The 18,590-nt window shown below is 70.2% G+C and carries 20 protein-coding genes and 1 rRNA gene; 19 read left to right on the forward strand and 2 right to left on the reverse strand.

The annotated features are described in order from the left end of the window. The 13 genes from rrf to C8D87_RS18935 all read left to right on the forward strand — a co-directional run. Positions 1–98, forward strand: a 5S ribosomal RNA gene (gene rrf / locus C8D87_RS18875); the annotation flags it as partial. An 86-nt stretch (positions 99–184) separates the two neighbouring features. Beyond that, a complete protein-coding gene (locus C8D87_RS47835; RefSeq protein ID WP_112227751.1) occupies positions 185–2,944 on the forward strand; it encodes a hypothetical protein in 2,760 nt (919 codons plus the stop codon). Next, the gene (locus C8D87_RS18885) at positions 2,941–3,735 is read left to right on the forward strand and encodes an HAD-IIA family hydrolase (RefSeq protein ID WP_112227752.1); all 795 of its coding nucleotides are present in this window, start codon (positions 2,941–2,943) and stop codon (positions 3,733–3,735) included. Before C8D87_RS47835 ends, C8D87_RS18885 begins: the two co-directional genes overlap by 4 nt. Positions 3,736–3,739: 4 nt before the next feature. Beyond that, entirely contained in the window at positions 3,740–3,907 is a 168-nt protein-coding gene (locus C8D87_RS18890; RefSeq protein ID WP_170154966.1) for a hypothetical protein, read from the forward strand. Positions 3,908–3,913: 6 nt separating this feature from the next. Then, complete coding sequence (locus tag C8D87_RS18895) at positions 3,914–4,711, forward strand: TlyA family RNA methyltransferase (protein ID WP_112227753.1); 798 nt, start codon at positions 3,914–3,916, stop codon at positions 4,709–4,711. Then, a complete protein-coding gene (locus C8D87_RS18900) occupies positions 4,708–5,598 on the forward strand; it encodes an NAD kinase (RefSeq protein WP_112227754.1) in 891 nt (296 codons plus the stop codon). The genes C8D87_RS18895 and C8D87_RS18900 overlap by 4 nt, the downstream gene beginning before the upstream one ends. Positions 5,599–5,693: 95 nt before the next feature. After that, positions 5,694–7,475, forward strand: a complete 1,782-nt coding sequence (gene recN / locus C8D87_RS18905; RefSeq protein WP_211337374.1) for a DNA repair protein RecN — start codon at positions 5,694–5,696, stop codon at positions 7,473–7,475. A 227-nt stretch (positions 7,476–7,702) separates the two neighbouring features. Continuing rightward, positions 7,703–8,353, forward strand: coding sequence for a hypothetical protein (locus C8D87_RS18910; RefSeq protein ID WP_112227755.1), 651 nt, complete (start codon positions 7,703–7,705; stop codon positions 8,351–8,353). Further along, positions 8,346–8,930 carry a hypothetical protein gene (locus C8D87_RS18915; RefSeq protein ID WP_146771772.1) on the forward strand — a complete coding sequence of 195 codons (585 nt, stop codon included), beginning with the start codon at positions 8,346–8,348 and terminating at the stop codon, positions 8,928–8,930. The genes C8D87_RS18910 and C8D87_RS18915 overlap by 8 nt, the downstream gene beginning before the upstream one ends. Then, positions 8,927–9,358, forward strand: coding sequence for a hypothetical protein (locus C8D87_RS18920; RefSeq protein WP_109637131.1), 432 nt, complete (start codon positions 8,927–8,929; stop codon positions 9,356–9,358). Before C8D87_RS18915 ends, C8D87_RS18920 begins: the two co-directional genes overlap by 4 nt. After that, positions 9,355–9,792, forward strand: a complete 438-nt coding sequence (locus tag C8D87_RS18925) for a hypothetical protein (RefSeq protein ID WP_112227757.1) — start codon at positions 9,355–9,357, stop codon at positions 9,790–9,792. Before C8D87_RS18920 ends, C8D87_RS18925 begins: the two co-directional genes overlap by 4 nt. A 63-nt stretch (positions 9,793–9,855) precedes the next feature. Continuing rightward, positions 9,856–11,040, forward strand: coding sequence for a putative cytokinetic ring protein SteA (gene steA / locus C8D87_RS18930; RefSeq protein WP_112227758.1), 1,185 nt, complete (start codon positions 9,856–9,858; stop codon positions 11,038–11,040). Further along, a complete protein-coding gene (locus C8D87_RS18935; protein ID WP_112227759.1) occupies positions 11,037–11,975 on the forward strand; it encodes a copper transporter in 939 nt (312 codons plus the stop codon). Before steA ends, C8D87_RS18935 begins: the two co-directional genes overlap by 4 nt. A 4-nt stretch (positions 11,976–11,979) precedes the next feature. On the opposite strand, the gene C8D87_RS18940 is transcribed toward C8D87_RS18935, so the two are convergent. After that, positions 11,980–12,663 carry an SMI1/KNR4 family protein gene (locus C8D87_RS18940; protein WP_112227760.1) on the reverse strand — a complete coding sequence of 228 codons (684 nt, stop codon included), beginning with the start codon at positions 12,661–12,663 and terminating at the stop codon, positions 11,980–11,982. A gap of 177 nt (positions 12,664–12,840) precedes the next feature. On the opposite strand from C8D87_RS18940, the gene C8D87_RS18945 reads away from it, so the two are divergent. From C8D87_RS18945 to C8D87_RS18960, 4 genes are read left to right on the forward strand one after another with little or no spacing between them, the layout of a single operon-like run. Then, entirely contained in the window at positions 12,841–14,523 is a 1,683-nt protein-coding gene (locus C8D87_RS18945; protein WP_411711419.1) for a CTP synthase, read from the forward strand. Then, positions 14,520–15,140, forward strand: a complete 621-nt coding sequence (locus C8D87_RS18950) for an NUDIX domain-containing protein (protein WP_233439573.1) — start codon at positions 14,520–14,522, stop codon at positions 15,138–15,140. Before C8D87_RS18945 ends, C8D87_RS18950 begins: the two co-directional genes overlap by 4 nt. Before the next feature lie 9 nt (positions 15,141–15,149). Continuing rightward, entirely contained in the window at positions 15,150–15,545 is a 396-nt protein-coding gene (locus C8D87_RS18955) for a DUF2752 domain-containing protein (RefSeq protein WP_112227762.1), read from the forward strand. Positions 15,546–15,554: 9 nt separating this feature from the next. After that, complete coding sequence (locus tag C8D87_RS18960) at positions 15,555–15,977, forward strand: SRPBCC family protein (RefSeq protein ID WP_112227763.1); 423 nt, start codon at positions 15,555–15,557, stop codon at positions 15,975–15,977. Here the strand turns inward: C8D87_RS18960 and C8D87_RS18965 are convergent. Then, positions 15,974–16,582 (reverse strand): NINE protein, encoded by a 609-nt coding sequence (locus C8D87_RS18965; protein WP_109637140.1) that lies wholly within the window; start codon positions 16,580–16,582, stop codon positions 15,974–15,976. The genes C8D87_RS18960 and C8D87_RS18965 overlap by 4 nt on opposite strands. Before the next feature lie 53 nt (positions 16,583–16,635). Here C8D87_RS18965 and ald point away from each other — a divergent pair, with 53 nt between their 5' ends. Both ald and xerD read left to right on the forward strand, forming a co-directional pair. Beyond that, positions 16,636–17,706, forward strand: a complete 1,071-nt coding sequence (ald, locus tag C8D87_RS18970; protein ID WP_112227764.1) for an alanine dehydrogenase — start codon at positions 16,636–16,638, stop codon at positions 17,704–17,706. A gap of 8 nt (positions 17,707–17,714) precedes the next feature. Next, on the forward strand, positions 17,715–18,590 hold the full coding sequence (gene xerD / locus C8D87_RS18975; RefSeq protein ID WP_170154998.1) for a site-specific tyrosine recombinase XerD: 876 nt from the start codon (positions 17,715–17,717) through the stop codon (positions 18,588–18,590).

Here is an 18,590-nt window from a genome sequence, read left to right on the forward strand (position 1 = left end):
GGGAAACACCCGGTCCCATTCCGAACCCGGTAGTTAAGCCCTTCTGCGCCGATGGTACTGCACTGGTTACGGTGTGGGAGAGTAGGTCGCCGCCGAACTTCTTCCCTGAAGGGGCTTGTGATTGCGGGGCACAACTACAGTGCTCGCTCACAAGCCCCTTTCAGCGTGTCCATAGGAGGATTTGGTGTCTAGGTTCGGGGATCGTCCCGGCGACCGTCAGCGTGGCCAGGGAGACCGACCGCGCCGTTCCGAGGGTGGCCGCTCAGCAGGCGATCGGAAGTTCAGCAACAACAGCAGCTCCCAGCGTGGGGAAGGCTCCGGCGACCGCACCAACCGCGGAGACCGTCGAGACGACCGCGCCGGCTACCAGCGCAACGACCGAAGCGACAGCACCGGCTACCGCAAGAGCGAGTCCGGCGACCGTGGCGGCTACCGCTCGGGCGGCGGCGACCGCGGCGGTTTCCGCAGCGAGCGCTCGGGCGAGCGCGGCGGCTACCAGCGCAGCGAGGGTTCCGGCGGCTACCGCTCCGACCGCGGTGGTGACCGCCCGGGCTTCCGCAAGGACGACTCCGGCGACCGTGGCGGTTATCGCAAGAGCGACTCGGGTGACCGTGGTGGCTACCGGAAGAGCGATTCCGGTGACCGCGGTGGCTACCGGAAGACTGACTCGGGCGACCGTGGTGGCTTCCGCCGTGACGACTCCGGCGACCGCGGCGGTTACCGGAAGAGCGAGTCTGGCGATCGCGGTGGCTTCCGCAAGACCGACTCGGGTGACCGCGGTGGCTTCCGGAAGAGCGAGTCCGGCGATCGCGGTGGCTACCGGAAGAGCGACTCGGGCGATCGCGGTGGCTTCCGCAAGAGTGACTCCAGCGACCGTGGTGGCTACCGGAAGAGCGAGTCCGGCGACCGTGGTGGCTTCCGCAAGACCGACTCGGGCGACCGCGGCGGTTACCGCAAGAGTGACTCAGGTGATCGTGGTGGCTACCGGGGCGAGAGCTCTGGCGACCGTGGCGGTTACCGCTCGGGCGGCGGCGACCGCGGTGGATTCCGCAGCGAGCGCTCGGGTGATCGTGGCGGCTTCCGTCGGGATGACTCCGGCGACCGCGGTGGCTACCGCAAGACTGATTCCGGCGACCGCGGCGGCTTCCGTCGGGACGACTCCGGCGATCGCGGCGGCTATCGCAAGAGCGAGTCTGGCGACCGTGGTGGCTACCGTTCAGGTGGCGACCGCAGCGAGCGTTCGGGTGATCGTGGTGGTTACCGGGGCGAGAGCTCTGGCGACCGTGGCGGTTACCGCAAGAGCGACTCGGGCGACCGCGGTGGCTTCCGCAAGAGCGACTCCAGCGACCGTGGTGGCTACCGGAAGAGCGACTCGGGCGACCGCGGCGGTTACCGCAAGAGTGACTCAGGTGATCGTGGCGGCTACCGGGGCGAGAGCTCTGGTGATCGCGGCGGCTTCCGTCGGGACGACTCCGGCGATCGCGGCGGGTACCGCAAGAGCGATTCTGGCGATCGTGGCGGCTACCGGGGTGAAGGCTCCGGTGACCGTGGCGGTTACCGCTCGGGTGGCGACCGCGGTGGCTACCGCGGCGAGCGCTCGGGCGAGCGCAGTGGCGACCGCGGCGGGTACCGCAAGGACGACCGTGGTGGCTCCGGTGACCGGGGTGGCTACCGTTCGGGCGGCTCCCAGCGTGACGACCGCGCGGGTTACCGCAACGACGAGCGTCCCGCCCCCCAGCGCGACGACCGTCGTGACGAGCGCAGCCGTGAGCGTGCGGCGCGGTTCCAGGAGCGTCTGGTCGAGCAGGAGTCGGCGCCTCAGGACGAGGCGGCCGCTGCTTCCGACGTGACGCCGGAGGCGTCGGCCTCGGGTGAGCGCGCCGGCTACCGCCTGGGCGACGGCGCCGCGGCCACCCGTGCCGCCGCCGGCCGCGAGCAGGCCGGTGAAGGCGACGACGCCAGCGGGGTTCGTGCGGGCGACGACGCCGAAGACCGCAACGGCGAAGACAGCCGGGAAGATCGCGACGCCGAGGACCGCAACGTCGCCGCCGACAACGGCCAGGAGCGCGACGCCGAGGACCGCAACATCAGCGGCGACAGCGACAGCAGCCAAGACCGTGACGCCGAAGATCGCAACGTCGCCGCCGACAGTGACGCCGACAGCGACACCGAAGACCGCGAGGTCCCGGCGACCGGTGCCGGCACGGACGACAGCGACCGGGGCGAGCGGGATGACCGCGACGACGCCCCCGCCCCCCGCGGCGGACGGCCCGAGCTGCCCGAGGAGGCAGACCTGTCGCTCCTCGACCCGGAGATCCGGACCGAGCTGCGCAGCCTGCCCAAGGGCCTCGCGGAGATCATCGGCCGGCACCTGGCCGCGGCCGGGCTGCTGATCGACGAGGACCCCGAGCTCGCCCTGGAGCACGCGCGGTACGCGCGCAGCAAGGCGGCGCGTGTGGGTGTTGTCCGGGAAGCGGCTGGGCTCACCGCCTACTTCGCCGACGAGTGGGCCGAGGCTCTCAGCGAGCTGCGGGCCGCGCGCCGGATGATGCCGGGACCGGGCCACCTCGCGATCATGGCCGACTGCGAGCGGGCGCTCGGGCGGCCGGAGCGGGCCGTCGACCTCGCCAAGGATCCGGCTGCCAAGGATCTGTCCCAGGAGGACGAGATCGAGCTGCGGATCGTCGCGGCCGGGGCTCGCCGCGACATGGGGCAGCTCGACGCGGCGGTCGTGGCGTTGCAGGGGCCGGACCTCGACCCGGGGCAGCGCAATCCCTACTCCGCGCGGCTCTTCTACGCTTACGCCGACAACCTGGCCGCGGCCGGCCGGATCGAGGAAGCCGTCAAGTGGTTCCTCAACGCCGCCGAGGCTGACGACGAAGGGGAGACGGACGCCGCCGAGCGCGCGTTCGAGCTGACCCAGGAGGAGACCGCGCAGCAGTGAGCGAGACGTTGGTCGACCGGTACGACGCGTTGCTGATCGATCTCGACGGCACCGTCTACCGCGGGTCCGAGGCCGTGCCGGGTGCTGCGGAAGCCGTCGCGGCGGCCAGAAGCAAAGGTGTCGGGATCCGGTACGTCACCAACAACGCCTCTCGCTCACCGCAGGCGGTCGCGGATCACCTCGTCGAACTCGGGTTCGACACGAGCGTCGACGAGGTGAGCACCTCCGCGCAGGCGGGCGCGGCCATGCTCGCCGAGCGCCTGCCCAAGCGCTCCACCGTGCTCGTGCTCGGCACCAAGGCCCTGGAGGCCGAGGTGTTCAAGCGCGGTCTCATCCCGACCGACACCGCCGAGGGCGCGGTGGCGGTCCTGCAAGGGCTGTCCATGGACCTCGGCTGGCGTGAGCTGGCCGAGGCCGCCGTGGCCATTCGCGGCGGTGCGCTGTGGGTGGCGTGCAACGTCGACGCCACCCTGCCCACCGAGCGCGGTCTTCTGCCCGGCAACGGGTCGCTCGTCGCGGCGCTGAAGACCGCGACCGGCCAGGAGCCGCTCGTCGCCGGCAAGCCCGCCACCCCGCTGCTGCAGCAGGCCGCGAAGGAGCTCCAGGCGAACCGGCCCCTGGTGATCGGCGACCGGCTCGACACGGACATCCTGGGCGCGGTCAACGCGGGGATGGACTCCCTGCTTGTGCTCACGGGTGTGTCGACGGATGAAGAGGCGCAAGCGCTTCCGGAAGACCAGCGGCCCACGTATGTCGGCGCGGACCTGTCGGTACTCCATCGGCTACCGTAAGACCGTGAGCTACCCCTTGCCCGGACCGCCGCCCAACCCGGCTGACGCCATCAACGGCGCGCTGGAGAGGCTCGACGGGCTCGAGAACGTTCCCCTCGCCGAGCACGTGGCGCGGTTCGACGCCGTGCACGCGACGCTCACCGACGCACTGTCGAGCATCGACAAGGTGTGATGCACAGTGCCTCGCAGAGTGCGGCTCGACGCCGAGCTCGTGCGCAGGGGGCTCGCCAGGTCCCGTGAGCACGCCAGCCAACTCGTCGCGGACGGCCGCGTCACGGTGCGCGGCACCGTCGCGACGAAGCCCGCGACCGCCGTGGAGACCTCCGACGCGGTCGTCGTCAAGGATCTCGGCAACGACCCGAACTGGGCGTCCAGGGGCGCGCACAAGCTGATCGGCGCGCTCGAAGGCTTCAAGATCGACCCCACGGACAAGCGTTGTCTCGACGCGGGCGCATCCACTGGCGGTTTCACCGACGTCCTCCTCCGCAACGGCGCGAGGCAGGTCGTCGCGGCCGACGTCGGCAGGGGTCTGCTCGACTGGAAGCTGCAGACCGACGACCGGGTCGTGGTCAAGGACAAGACCAACGTCCGCACCCTCACGCCCGAGGACATCGGCGGCAAAGTTGAACTCGTCGTAGCGGATCTTTCGTTTATCTCGTTGAGGCTTGTGCTTCCCGCACTCGCCGCGTGCCTCGACGAGGAGGGCGACCTGCTGCCGATGGTCAAGCCGCAGTTCGAGGTCGGCAAGGAACGCCTCGGCTCGGGTGGCGTCGTGCGTGACCCGGAACTGCGCGTCGAGGCGGTTCTCGAGGTCACCAAGGCCGCCGAGGAGCTCGGGCTCACCACGAGAGGTGTCGTCGCGAGCCCGCTGCCAGGACCGTCCGGCAACGTCGAGTACTTCCTCTGGCTGCGCAAAGGCGATCCTGTCGATGCCGCAGAGATGGTGCGCTCCGCTGTCGAAGAAGGGCCCCAATGAGGGAAGTCCTGCTGGTCGTCCACACAGGCCACCAGAGCAACATCGATCTTGCCCGTCAGGTCGCCGGCCGTCTGGCGGTCGGTGGCGTCACGACGAGGGTGCTCGACGACGAGGCGCGTGACCTCGGCCCGTCGTGCTGCACCAAGGTCGTGCCCGCCGACGACCACGCCGCCGAGGGCACCGAGCTCGTGCTGGTGCTGGGCGGTGACGGCACGCTGCTGCGCGGTGCCGAGCTCGCCCGCCCGGCGCGCGTCCCGGTGCTGGGTGTGAACCTGGGCCGGGTCGGCTTCCTCGCGGAGGCGGACTCGGACGCGTTGCACGAGGCCGTCGGGCACGTGCTGGAACGCGACTACTTCGTGGAAGAGCGCATGACGCTCGACCTCGTGGCGAAGGTCAACGGCGATGTCGTCGTGAAGACGTGGGCGCTCAACGAGATCAGCGTCGAGAAGCTGATCCGCGAACGCATCCTCGAGGTCGTCATCGAGGTCGACGGCAGGCCCGTGTCGGCTTTCGGCTGCGACGGCGTGCTGTGTGCGACGCCGACGGGCTCGACGGCGTACGCGTTCTCGGCCGGTGGCCCTGTTGTCTGGCCGGACGTGCAGGCGATCCTGGTGGTGCCGAGCAACGCGCATGCGCTGTTCGCCCGCCCGCTGGTCGTGTCGCCGAAGTCGCACGTGGCGTTCGAGATCGAGGCCACGGGTCACCCGGCCGCGCTGTCCGCGGACGGGCGGCGCACGTTCGAGCTGCCGGCGGGAGCACGGATCGAGATCGTGGAGGGTGAGGTGCCGCTCAAGGTCGTGCGGCTGCGCCAGGCTCCGTTCACGGACCGGCTGGTCGAGAAGTTCGATCTGCCGGTCAAGGGGTGGCGGGGACCATCGGCAGGCTGATCGCGCCGCTCGGTGCATCGGCACTCGCTCGTTATGGTGCCCCCAGAGCAAGGTCCCATCCGGAAATGTCGGACCCGACAAGTAAGGTTCGCCCTGTGCTGGCCGAGATGCGCATCAATGGCCTTGGCGTGATTGACGAGGCCACTCTCGAACTCGATCCCGGATTCACCGTTGTCACCGGTGAGACGGGCGCGGGCAAGACCATGGTCGTGACCGGGTTGCACCTGCTCGGCGGTGGCCGCGCGGAGGCTTCGCGCGTGCGCACCGGAGCCGACAAGGCGGTGGTCGAAGGCCGCTTCCAGGCTCCGGCGGGCAGCCCAGCCGCGAAGGTGGCGGAGGAGGTCGGCGGCGAGGCGGACGACGACGGTTCGCTGATCGCGATCCGCACCGTCGGCTCCGACGGCCGCTCCCGGGCCCACGTCGGAGGCCGCTCCGTGCCGGTCGGCGTGCTGTCCGAACTGGCGGAGCAGCTGATCGCCGTGCACGGCCAGAACGACCAGCTGCGCCTCATGCGCCCGACCGAGCAGCGCGCCGTCCTCGACCGGTTCGCGGGCGACGACGTGGCCGAGCCGCTGCGCGAGTACCAGCGCATCCGCACGGAGTGGCTCAAGGTGGCCACCGAGCTGAGGGAACGCACCGAGCGGTCCCGCGAGCTCGCCCGCGAGGCCGATCTGCTGCGGCACGGCTTGTCCGAGATCGACGCGGTAGACCCGAAGCCGGGTGAGGACGCCGAGCTGCACGACGAGGCTCGCCGCCTCGCCGACGCCGACCAGCTCCGCGAGGCAGCCCAGGGTGCGCAGTTCGCGGTGAGCGGCTCGCTGGAGGGCGACCCGGACAACCCCGGCGCGCTCGGCCTGATCTCCGAGGCCGCGCGCCGCCTGGCCGCGTCCGAGGACCCGAAGCTGCGAGAGATGGAACCGCGCCTGGTCGAAGCGGCGACGCTGCTGGCCGACGTCGGCGCGGAGATCTCCGGCTACCTCGACCACCTCGAAGCCGATCCCGGCCGGCTGGAGCAGGTGCTGCAGCGCCAGGCCGAGCTGAAGGCGCTCACCCGCAAGTACGCGGCGGACGTCGACGGCGTGATCGAGTGGGCCAACGAGGCCCGTGCCCGTCTGGACGGGCTGGACACCTCAGAAGAAGCGCTCACCGCCCTGGCCGCGCGCCGCGACGAGCTGGCGGTCGAGCTGGCCGCGCTGGCGGAGCAGGTCACCGCCGCGCGCGTCGAGGCCGCCGCGGAGCTGGGCAAGGCCGTTACCGAGGAGCTCGACGGCCTCGCGATGCCGCACGCCTCGGTCGAGCTGGCCGTCAAGCCCCGGCACGCCGAGGCAGGCGACCCGCAGGCGCTCAACGTGGGCCGCTCGATCCTGCACGCGGGATCGTCCGGCGTGGACGAGGTGGAGCTCCGGCTGATCTCGCACCCCGGCGCGCCCGCGCTGCCGGTGCACAAGGGTGCGTCCGGCGGTGAGCTCTCGCGCGTGATGCTCGCGCTGGAAGTCGTGCTGTCGCACTCCGACCCGGTGCCGACGCTCGTGTTCGACGAGGTGGACGCCGGCGTCGGTGGCCGTGCCGCGGTCGAGGTGGGCCGCCGGCTGGCCAGGCTCGCCCGGTCGCACCAGGTCATCGTGGTGACGCACCTGCCGCAGGTGGCGGCCTTCGCCGACCGGCACCTGGTCGTCGACAAGTCGGCGGACGGCACGTTCACGCGGTCCGCGGTGCGCAAGCTGGACGAGACGCAGCGGGTGGTCGAGCTCGCCCGGATGCTGGCGGGCATGGACTCGACCGACACGGGCCGGGCGCACGCCGAGGAGTTGCTGGCGGCGGCGAAGGCGGACAAGTCCGCGGCTCCGGTGGTGCGGCGCCGCAAGAAGAAGGCCTGACGGCTTCGGTTGTGTTTTCGGGTGGGCGGCTGCGCGGTCATGGCGTGGTCGCCCACCGTCTGCGTACGTCGGCGAGCTGAGGCAGTCGGCCCACCGACAAGACGGGCGCGGCGGAACTCTGCCTCAGTCCTCTCCGCAGTTCCCGCCGGCGTTCGGCATGATGGGAGCGTGACCGAGTTCCGGTCAGCGGACGCACACGCTTGTGCGGTGGAAGGTGGACCGGATCTGTGACCACGCGCCGGGTGTTCGGGGCGGTGCTGGTGTTCGTCGCGGCCGGGCTGGCGGTGGCGGCGACGTTCCTGTCGGCCTACTCCGTGCAGGTCGAGCTGCAGGGGCGGACGTTGCGGTACGAGGCTTCGTCGTGGGTCACCGAGCGGGACGACTTCCGCGGTGCGCTCATGCTCGCGCCGCTCGACTACGGGGAACCGGCGGTCGGGGCGGCGCTCGTGATGGCCTTGTCGGTGGTGCTGGCGTTCCGGATGCCGGCCGCGCGCGTCGGGTCTTTGCTCGGGGCCGGGGTGCTGGCCGGGGTGGCCTGGACGGCGATCGCCGGGGTGCAGGGGACGATCGACAAGCTTCGTGAGCTCGAGGCGCCCGTGCCGTTCGACGTGGAGCAGGGCGACGGCGTCACCGTGCTGGTCGTCGCGGCTGGGGTGGGGGTCGTGTCGGCGGTGCTGCACCAGGAGCTGCCGCGCAGGGTCGTCAGTGAGCCGATCGTCACCGAGGGCGGCGCGGTCATCCACCAGATCGAGGGCGACGAGAGCGAGACGCCGCCGTACGGGTTTCCGGTGATCGTCGAGCCCCAGGAGCCCCAGGAGCCCCAGGAGCCCCAGGAGCCGCAAGAGCCGAGAGAGCCGAAAGAGCAGAAGAGTGATTGATCGTCGCAGGATCGCCGTGCTGCTGCTGGTGCTCGGGGCTGCGCTGGCGGTTGCCGGCAGCCTCCAGGACACCTACCGCACCGCCCACCGCGAGGTGACGTGGACCTCGACGTTGTGGATCTCCAAGTCGAGCTTGCCGGACGGGCGGGAGGACGACGCCTACTTCGCCGTCGGGTGGCCGGTAATCGTGGCCGCCGTGCTGATGGCGGTCGCGGGGCTGCTCGTGCTGCGGGAGCAGACGGAGTTCGTCGGCAGGTCCGTGGCGATGGGGGCCGCTGGTGCGCTGGCCGGGGCCGTGTTCGTGTATCTGATGCTGCTGCGAAGCCAGGCCGAGGACATGAGCAAGTGGCCGGTCGACACCGGACATCCGCCGTCGCTGACCGTCCTCGGCGGCACGTACATGTTGGGCCTCGCCGCGGTCATCGGCCTGGCCGGAGCGGCACTCGCCCAGCGCAAGCAGGAAGAACCGTCGCCGGAGGACGAAGAGGACGTGGTCGTGCACCAGCTCGACAGCGACGACGACACCCCGCCGTTCGGCATCGAGATTCCCCTTGAAGAGCAGCAGGAGACGCGGTGATCGGAAGACCGACGGCGGTCGCGCTGATCGCTGCGGGGGTGGTGCTGACCGCGACGGCGATGGTGCTGCCGTGGTACTCGACCGCCTACGCGGGCAACATCGAGGTTGTCGTCAGGGCGTGGGGCACGGAAGTCGTGAACAAGCCCGGCGACTGGCCCGCGGGTGAACTCTCGCCCTGGTACGGCCTGCCCGTCGCGGTCGCCGTCGCGCTCCTGATCGCCGGGATCTGGGTCAGCCGGGCCGCGCTGGCCGGAGCGGCGGCGCAGCTGGGCGCGGTCGGCATCACCGCGGTGCTCGTCGTGTCGGAACGTGGCCACGCCCTCGAGCAGCAGGGCGACTTCGCGATCGGCTTCGGGCTGGTCTTCCTCGCGATCGGAACGCTGGTCGCCCTCACCGGTGCCATCGCCGTCCAACGGGAGCGGGCATGAGACTCCTCAGCGCGGGCCTGCTCTTCCTGGCCGCCGCGGCAGCGGTCACCGCGACCTTCCTGCCGCTGTCGGAACTGCTCATCCGCCTGACTCCCGACCAGCCGCAGACCGCCTACGTCACCACGGGCTGGAGCACCCGCTTCGGTGCCACGGAAGACGAGCACGGTCCGCTCTTCGGCATCCCGGCGGTGGCCGCCGCGGTCGCCGTCCTCGTCGGCGTCCGATGGTGGAAAGTCGCATTCGCCGGAGCCGCGGCACTCGCCGGAGTCACCGGAATGCTGTTCGTGTATTTGTTGAACGCGATCAGCTTTCACAGGCAGGGCAACATCACCATCGACCCCGGTCTGGAAGCGGGGTTCGGCAACGGGATGTGGGTCCTGATAGCGGCGACAATCGTCGCGTTTGGAGCCGTAGTAGTTCACCCCGACGACTGATCAGAACGAATTGCCCGGCGTGCCTCACCTGTCGCGTGCGCACCGTGAGTCACTATCGGGCGCATGAAGCTTTCCGGGTTGCTGAGCCGCACTAACCACGAACTTCCCGGTGTCACCGGCGTCGCACGGGTTGATCGGCGCGTGAGTGACCTGGTGCGGCGCGTCAGTCCCGGTGATGTCGCCGTTTTCGACCTCGTCGACCTCGATCGGCGCACCGCGGAGGCGCTCGTTGCCGCCGAGGTGGTCGGTGTCGTGAACGCCTCGCCGTCCATTTCCGGCCGTTTTCCGAATCTCGGGCCGGAACTGCTGATCGAGGCGGGCATTCCGCTGATCGACAACGTCGGTGCCGTCGCACTGCGCGAGATCAAGGAAGGCACCAAGATCCGGCTGCACGAGGGTGTCGTCTACGCCGGGGAACGCGAGCTCGCCAAGGGTGTCGAGCAGAACGCCGAGAGCATCGCCGACGCGATGATCGAGGCGAAGGCCGGCATGTCGGCGCAGCTGGAAGCGTTCTCCGCCAACACCATCGAGTTCCTGCGCAGGGAACGAGCGCTGGTGCTCGACGGTGTCGGCGTGCCCGAGGTGTACGTGCCCATGCGCGACCGGCAGGTGCTGGTCGTCGCGGGTGGACCGTCGCACGCGGAACAGCTGCGCAAGCTCCGCAAGTACATCCGCGAGTACCGGCCGGTGCTGATCGGCGTCGACACCGGCGCGGACACGCTGCACGACGCCGGGTACAAGCCGGACGTCATCGTCGGCGACCCCGACGGCATCGGCACCGCGTCACTGCGCGCGGCCACCGAGGTGGTCGTGCCCGCGCAGACCGACGGCCACGCTCCCGGCCTGCAGCGGATCCAGGACCTCGGCATCGGCGCGGTGACGTTCCCCGCGTCTGGCAACGCGGAAGACCTCGCGTTGCTGCTCGCCGAGGCCCACGGGGCGTCCCTGGTCGTCACGGTGGGGCTGCGCGCGACGCTGCGCGAGTTCCTCGACCGCGGGCACTCCGGTTCCAACCCCTCCACGTTCCTCACCAGGTTGAAGCTCGGCAGCAAGCTCGTCGACGGGGAGGCCGTCGCGACCTTGCATCGCAGCCGGGTGTCAATGGGCGTGATCGCCCTGCTGGTGACCGCCGCGATCGCCGCCATGGTGGCGGCACTGGCGGTGTCCGGCGTCGGTCACGTCTACGTCGACATCGTGGTCGACGCGTGGCAATCCGTCGTCAACTGGTTCAAGGGGTTCTTCTCGTGATCTCGCTGCGCTACCACATAGTTTCGATCACCGCGGTGTTTCTGGCGCTCGCGGTCGGTGTCGTGCTGGGGTCGACCGCGATCAGCGGGCGGCTGTTGTCCGGGCTGAGCGATGAGAAGAACTCCTTGGCGCAGCAGGTGAACGACCTGCAGAACGACCGCAACGCGTTGAACGCCAAGCTGACGGAGGCGGACAAGTTCGCCGCGTCGGTCGGCCCGCTCGCCGTCAAGGACGGGCTCACCGACCGGACCGTGGTGCTGGTGACCACCTCCGACGCGCGTCCGTCCGATCGGGACGCTCTGACCGGCATGCTGAAGTCCGCGGGCGCGAGCGTCACCGGCGAGATCCAGCTGACCGACGCGTTCGCCGACCCCTCGCGCGGCGACCAGCTCCGCGACCTCGTGGCCCGGCTGCAGCCCGCCGGCTCGCAGCTGCCCACCGCCGGTGACCCGGGAACGCGCGCGGGTGGCCTCTTCGGCACGCTGCTGCTGCTCAACCCGTCGAACAACCAGGCTCAGGCCACCGCCGACGAGGCGGCCGCCGCGCTCGCCGGACTCTCCAACGCCGGGTTCGTGAAGGCGACCTCCGGTGTGAAGCCCGCGCAGCTCGCGATCGTGCTCACCGGCGGCGCCGCGATCGGTGACTCGGCCGCCGACCGCGCCGCGACGATCGCGCGCTTCGCCACCCAGCTCGACCGGTCCGGTGCGGGCGCCGTGCTGGCGGGCGCGAACGGCTCCGCGAACGGCACCGGCGCCATCGGCGTGGTCCGCGCGGACACCAACGCGACTTCCATCCTGTCCACGGTCGACAACTCCGACACTCCGGCAGGCCAGGTCGTCGTCGTGATGGCACTGCGCGAACAGCTGGAAGGCCGCAGTGGACGTTATGGAGTGGCCGGCAACGCCGAGGCGTCCTCGCCGGGACCCGCCGGCTGAGTCCTCAGCATTCGGTCGACCACTCGCCGGGCAACGTCTTCAGCAGCACTTCAAGCGCGTGCGGTGTACGGGCACGGGCCCAGAGCCACTGACTGTCGTCCTCCCGCACGATCACGTCGTCGCGGGCGAACCACCGGGTGCCGGGACTGTTCAGCGGCAAGAGCGCGAAGTGGTCCTCCAGCAGGGAGATGTCCCCCTCGGACGTCTCCCTGTCGGCCGTCTCGGCGCCGTCGCGGAACAGCGCCTCCGACAGCACCATCTCCACGCACGCCAGCGAGAACCGCGGCAGCCACGGGTCCCAGCGCTCCTCGGCCTTGTTGACGAGGTCGAGCTTGATCAGGACCTCCGGGTCGTCACCGGTGACACGCGTGCCCCAGGCCGCGACCCACTGGTTCTCGTCCCGGAAGACCAGCACTCCGTGGTCGACGCGCAGTTCGGCGGGCGTGAGCAGCCGGTCCTGGTTGCTCGTCAGGTCGGGCCGCTTGCCGAACAGCGACAGGGCCTCCTTCACCGCCTCCGGGATCCGCACGCGGAGCTGGTCCTCGGTGTCCGCGAGCTCCTGGCGGCTCCAGCCGTCCTGCGGCTCGATCGGCTCCGCCCACGCGGCCGCGAACCCTTCGATGAAACGCCACGCCGCATCGCGTTCGCGCACCGCTCTGGCGGCTTCCCCTGCCACGTCGAAGGTCACGTGACAACGATTCCTGATCTCGGCCCGTACCGGGCGGAGTTCGGGGAAACCCCTCGCTGCGCCGATCGGGTGATGTGATCTGCCGGGTCGTGGTGCGCTGAGTGACCGTCGGCGTGTTAGCGTTAGGGCCCGTGGACAGGGGGATTTTCCCCCACGATTTTCACGGGAGCCCCGTTGGTGCAGCAGGCACGTACGACCAAGCACGTCTTCGTCACGGGAGGCGTCGCGTCTTCCCTGGGCAAGGGGCTCACCGCCTCCAGCCTCGGCCAGTTGCTCACCTCGCGCGGCCTGCGGGTAACGATGCAGAAGCTCGACCCGTACCTGAACGTGGACCCCGGCACGATGAACCCGTTCCAGCACGGCGAGGTCTTCGTGACCGACGACGGTGCCGAGACGGACCTCGACATCGGGCACTACGAGCGGTTCCTCGCGCGGGATCTGAGCGGCGACGCGAACGTCACCACCGGCCAGGTGTACTCCGAGGTCATCGCCAAGGAGCGCCGCGGCGAGTACCTGGGCGACACGGTCCAGGTCATCCCGCACATCACCGACGAGATCAAGCGCCGCATCCGCGCGATGGCCGAGCCGGACGCCGACGGCGTCACACCGGACGTGGTCATCACCGAGGTCGGCGGCACGGTCGGTGACATCGAGTCGCTGCCCTTCCTCGAGGCGTGCCGCCAGGTCCGTCACGATGTCGGCCGCGACAACGTCTTCTTCCTGCACGTCAGCCTGGTGCCGTACCTCGCGCCGTCCGGCGAGCTGAAGACCAAGCCGACGCAGCACTCCGTCGCGGCGCTGCGCAACATCGGTATCCAGCCCGACGCGATCGTGTGCCGCGCGGACCGGGAGATCCCGGACGCGTTGAAGCGCAAGATCGGCCTGATGTGCGACGTCGACACCGACGCCGTCGTCGCCGCCGTGGACGCGCCGTCGATCTACGACATCCCGAAGGTCCTGCACGCCGAGGGCCTCGACGCGTACGTGGTGCGCCGCCTGGGTCTGCCGTTCCGCGACGTCGACTGGACGGTGTGGGGCGACCTGCTCGAGCGCGTGCACAACCCGTCGGAGACGGTGAAGATCGCGCTCGTCGGCAAGTACGTCGACCTGCCGGACGCCTACCTGTCGGTCACCGAGGCGCTGCGTGCGGGCGGGTTCGCGCACCACGCCAAGGTCGAGATCAAGTGGGTGCCGTCGGACGAGTGCCAGACCCCCGAGGGTGCGGCGCGTGCGCTGTCCGGCATGGACGCGGTGCTGATCCCCGGCGGGTTCGGCGTGCGCGGCATCGAGGGCAAGATCGGCGCGCTGAAGTACACCCGCACGCGCGGTGTGCCGACGCTCGGCCTGTGCCTCGGCCTGCAGTGCATGGTGATCGAGGCCGCGCGGAACCTCGCGGGCATCGGGGACGCGAACTCCAGCGAGTTCGAAGAGGGCGGTTCGCCGGTCATCTCCACGATGGCCGACCAGCAGGACGTCGTCTCCGGTCAGCGCGACATGGGCGGCACGATGCGCCTGGGCGCGTACATCGCGAAGCTCACGCCGGGCTCGCAGGTCGCGACGGCCTACGGGTCGACCGAGGTCTCCGAGCGGCACCGGCACCGCTACGAGGTCAACAACGCCTACCGCGGCAAGCTCAGCGAGGCCGGTCTGGTCTTCTCCGGCACGTCGCCGGACGACCGCCTGGTCGAGTTCGTCGAGCTGCCGGCCGACGTGCACCCGTTCTACGTGGCCACGCAGGCGCACCCGGAGCTGAAGTCCCGTCCCACGAAGCCGCACCCGCTGTTCGCGGCGTTCGTGAAGGCCGCGATCAACTACCGGGTGGCCGATCGCCTCCCGTTGACCGCGGGGGCCTCGAAGTGACCTCCCGGCACGACTTCCGGACGGTCTCCAGCGAGGACCTGCACGTCGGGCGGGTCGTGGCGCTGCGGATCGACGAGGTCGAGATGCCCGGTGGCGACACGGCGAAGCGCGAGATCGTCGAGCACATGGGCGCGGTCGCGGTCGTGGCGGTCAACGACGCCGGCGAGGTCGTGCTGATCCACCAGTACCGGCACGCCCTCGGCAGGCACCTCTGGGAGCTGCCCGCCGGGCTGCTCGACCACGACGGCGAGGAGCCGGTCGTCGGCGCGCGGCGGGAGCTGGCCGAGGAGGTCGGGCTCGACGCCCAGCGCTGGGACGTGCTGGTCGACGCGGCCGCGTCACCCGGCTTCACCGACGAGGTCGTGCGCGTGTTCCTGGCGAGGGACCTGTCCGAGGTGGACCGCGAGGTGCAGGGCGAGGAGGAGGCGGACCTGGAGATCCACCGCTTCCCGCTCGACGAGGCGGTGCGGATGGTGTTCTCCGGCGAGATCGTGAACGCCTCCGCGGTCGCCGGCCTCCTCGCGGCCCGCGAGGTGCTGGAAGGGCGTGCCGAGCCGCGTCCGGCCGACGCGCCTTTCCGCGACAAGCCGACCCGGTTCGCCGCGCGCAAGAAGTAGGTTGGAGCGATGAAGACGCTGAGAGGTGCGCTCACCCGGTTGCGCGCGCCTCTCGGCGTTTTGGCTCTTGGCGGCGCCGGTGCGGTGCTGCTGCTGTTCGTCGACCCGAACCAGCCCGGCAACCTGCTGCCGAAATGCCCGTTCAACTGGCTGACGGGCCTCAACTGCCCGGCGTGCGGAGCCACGCGCATGGTGCACGCGCTGCTGCACGGTGATGTCGTCGGTGCGTTCCACTTCAACGCCGTGTTGCTCGCGTTGGGCGTGCCGCTGGCCGTGTGGCTGTTCGCGCGGTGGACTCGTGACCGGTGGACCGGGGAACGCCGATCCGTGCCGAAACGGGTCGGTGTCGTCGTTCTCGTCGTGGCGGCTGTTTGGGGCGTGGGCCGCAACCTCGCCGGGATCTAGACTCGGCGCATGGCTGGCCTGCAGCATTCCGTGGTCATCGCGGCCCCGCCGGAGCGCGTCTTCGACGTCGTGGCCGACGTCGAACGCTGGCCGGAGCGGATCCCGACGGTCGACTCCGTGGAGCGTCTCGACGACGGACCCCTGGCGGTCGGCTCGCGCACCCGGTTGCGGCAGCCCCGGTTCTCCCCGGCGGTGTGGACCGTCACCGAGCTGACCGCTGGGAAGTCGTTCACCTGGGAGTCGAAGTCGCCCGGTGTCACCGTCATCGCCGCGCACGACGTTGAGCCGCACGCCGACGGGAGCCGGCTCACCCTTGCCCTGACCGCTTCCGGTCCACTGGCGGGGATCGGCTGGCTGATGACCCGATCGCTGATCAAGCGGTACGTGGAGACGGAGGCCGCCTCGGTCAAGGCGGCCGCCGAGAAGGACTAGTCGCGGAGCTTGCGGCCCTGCGCGTCGGTGCCGCCGTTGACCAGGATGATGATCCCGTCGATCAACGACCAGATGCCGCAGCCACCGCAGGTCAGCAGCTGGGCGACGGCGATGCCGACGTGCCCGGTGTAGAAGCGGCCGATGCCCAGGTTGCCCAGGAACAGCTGCAGCACGCCCGCGGCGATCTTCGACTTGTCCGACAGCGGCACGCCGGTGATCGGGTCGTAGCCGTACGGGGCGGCCGGGTTCGCATAGCCCATGCCCGCGGCCATGCCGGGAGGAGGCGGCGGAACGGCGTACTGCTGGCCGGTGGGCGGCGGGTAGTACGGCTGCGTGGGCTGGGGCGCGAAACCCGGTGGCGGCGGCGGAACGGCGGCGAACGGCACCGAGGGCGGCGCGAGGAACGGCGGATGCGGCTGCGGCAGGTCGCGGAACAGTTCCGCCAGCTCGGAGTAGGTCTGCGCGCCGGACGCGCGGTTCACCCGCTCCTGGTACTCGCCGATGTCGAGCCGCGCGAGCGCGAAGTGGTCGTTGAGCGCGGTGATCGCCTCTTCGCGCTGCTGGTTGCCGATGCGCTGCTGCTCCGGCCCGAATGCTTCTGACACAACTGCGCACGGTATCCGATGCAGCAGATCGATATCGGGAATACGCTGCGACGATGCTGGTCGGTGTCCCAAAGGAGATCAAGAACCACGAGTACCGCGTCGCGATCACGCCCGCCGGTGTGGTCGAGCTGGTCCGCCGCGGGCACGAGGTCGTCGTCGAACACGACGCCGGAGCTGGTTCGTCGTTCCCCGATCACGAGTACATCGCCGCAGGCGCGCGGATCGCCGCCACCGCGGACGAGGTGTGGGCGTCCGCGGACCTGGTGCTGAAGGTCAAGGAACCGATCGAGCCCGAGTACCACCGCATGCGCCGCGATCAGGTGCTGTTCACGTACCTGCACCTCGCGGCGAGCGCGGAGTGCACGAAGGCCATCGCCGCCGCGGGCATCACGGCCATCGCCTACGAGACCGTGCAGCTGCCGGACGGTTCCCTGCCGCTGCTGGCACCGATGAGCGAGATCGCGGGGCGGATGGCGGCGCAGGTCGGCGCGCACTGCCTGGAGCGTGCGCAGGGCGGCCGCGGGGTTCTTCTCGGTGGTGCGCCTGGTGTGGCCGCCGGCAAGGTCGCGGTGATCGGCGCGGGCGTCGCGGGGATGAACGCGGCGACGATGGCGATCGGCATGCAGGCCGAGGTGGTCGTGCTCGACACCAACGTCAACCGGTTGCGGCAGATCGACTTCACCTACCGCGGGCACCTGCAGACGATCGCGTCCAACGTCTACGAGGTCGAGAAGGCCTGCTGCTGGGCGGATCTCGTGATCGGCGCGGTGCTGGTGCCGGGCGCGAAGGCCCCGAAGCTCGTGAGCAACGAGCTCGTGTCCCGGATGCGCCCGGGCAGCGTGTTGGTGGACATCGCGGTCGACCAGGGCGGCTGTTTCGAGGACACCAGGCCGACCACGCACGACAACCCGACCTACCGCGTGCACGACTCCGTGTTCTACTGCGTGGCGAACATGCCGGGCGCAGTGCCGAACACGTCGACGTACGCGTTGACGAACGTGACGTTGCCGTACGTCATCGCGTTGGCGGACAAGGGTTTTGAACGAGCGATCACGGAAGATCCGGCGCTCGCGAAGGGCGTCAACGCGCGCGATGGAGAGATCGTGCTGGAAGGACTCGTGTGATTGCAGACCTGGTGGCGAGCTACCTCGACCACCTCGCCGTAGAACGCGGCACCGCCCGCAACACGCTCGACTCCTACACCCGCGACCTGCGCCGCTACACCGAGCACCTCGAGTCGATCGGGGTGACGGAACTGGGCGCGGTGACCGAGTCGCACGTGAGCGAGTTCCTGGCGGCGTTGCGGGAGAGCGGGCTCGCGGCGTCGTCGGCCGCCCGGACGTTGGTGGCCGTGCGCGGGTTGCACCGCTTCGCGCACAGGGAAGGTGTGGTGCCCCATGACGTCGCAAGGGCCGTGCATCCGCCATCGCCGCCCAAGAGGCTGCCGAAAGCCTTGCCTGTCAACGATGTCCTGACGCTGCTCGACACCGTCGGGAACCTGCGGGACAAGGCGTTGCTGGAGTTGCTGTACTCGACCGGCGCGCGCATCTCCGAGGTCGTCGGACTCGACATTGATGACATCGATGCCGGAGAACGAACCGTGCTGCTCGACGGAAAGGGCGGAAAACAGCGGCTCGTCCCGGTTGGACGGCCGGCGTTGGCGGCGGTGGACGCGTACCTGGTTCGCGCGCGGCCCGCGCTGGCGGCCAAGGGTCGTGGGACACCTGCATTGTTCCTGAATGCACGTGGGGGCAGGCTTTCCCGGCAGAGCGCGTGGACGGTTCTGAAGACCGCCGCGGAGGAAGCCGGGATCACCGCCGCGGTGTCACCCCACACGTTGCGACATTCGTTCGCCACCCATCTGCTCGAAGGGGGTGCTGACGTTCGGGTGGTTCAAGAACTTCTCGGGCACGCATCGGTTACGACCACTCAGGTGTACACACTGGTAACCGTTACGACTTTGAGGGAGGTCTACGCAACTGCACACCCTCGGGCCACTGGAACATGA

Source organism: Lentzea atacamensis, assembly GCF_003269295.1.
GTDB lineage: Bacteria > Actinomycetota > Actinomycetes > Mycobacteriales > Pseudonocardiaceae > Lentzea > Lentzea atacamensis.